The sequence below is a fragment of the Thiorhodococcus fuscus genome (assembly GCF_042682685.1).
Classification (GTDB): domain Bacteria; phylum Pseudomonadota; class Gammaproteobacteria; order Chromatiales; family Chromatiaceae; genus Imhoffiella; species Imhoffiella fuscus.
Window position 1 is genome coordinate 1 of the sequence record NZ_JBHUHX010000070.1, and the last position, 913, is coordinate 913.

The 913-nt window shown below is 62.1% G+C and carries 1 protein-coding gene; it reads left to right on the plus strand.

Annotated features, from left to right (window positions below; translation table 11 throughout):
- Positions 1-77: 77 nt before the first annotated feature.
- On the plus strand, positions 78-913 hold an 836-nt coding region (locus ACFSJC_RS19985; RefSeq protein WP_386029085.1), incomplete at its 3' end, for an IS481 family transposase.

The window sequence follows — 913 nt, forward strand, 5'->3', positions numbered from 1 at the left end:
AGCACTTGAGCCATAAAGTAGCCACGCGCGGAAATCACAGTGATCCTGCTGACAGCCGACCGAGAGCCTGATTGCCGATGGAAATCCGCCTCCACAAGAATGCCCGCACCACCCCGGCGATTCGTCGTGAACTGCAAGCCTCGACGTTGCCGAACACGGTCCTCGCCGCCCAGTACAACCTCTCGGTGCAGACGGTGAAGAAGTGGCGGCGACGCACCGCAGTCGAGGATGCCTCGCACCGCCCACACCGACTCTCGACGACGCTCTCGCCCGCGCAAGAGGTCCTCGTGGTGGCCCTGCGTCAAACGCTGTTGCTGCCGCTCGACGATCTGTTGGCGGTCACCCGCGAGTTCATCCACCCCAAGGCTTCGCGCTCAGCACTCGATCGCTGCCTGCGTCGCCACGGGGTCTCCAACCTCAAGGCCCTGATCCCGCAGGATGCGGATACCGCGAAGCGTCCGGTGAAGACCTTCAAGGACTACGTGCCTGGGTTCGTCCATGTCGACGTCAAATATCTACCCCAAATGCCCGATGAAGACCGGCGTAAATACCTCTTCGCAGCGATTGATCGTGCCACCCGCTGGGTCTACGTCGAGATCCTCGACGACAAGTCAGCCGCTTCGGCCAGTGGCTTTCTTGAGCGCCTGATCGCCAAGGCGCCATTCACCCTCACCAAGATCCTCACCGACAACGGCAAGGAGTTCACCGACCGCTTCTGCGCCACTGGTGAGCGCTCGCCGACGGGGCAGCATCGCTTCGATCAGGTCTGCGCTCAGCACGCCATCGAGCATCGTCTGACCAAACCCAGAACCCCGCAGACCAATGGTATGGTCGAACGCTTCAACGGGCGTATCGCCGAGGTGCTGGCCACGACACGCTTCGACTCGTCCCAGAGCCTGGAGCACACCATCAC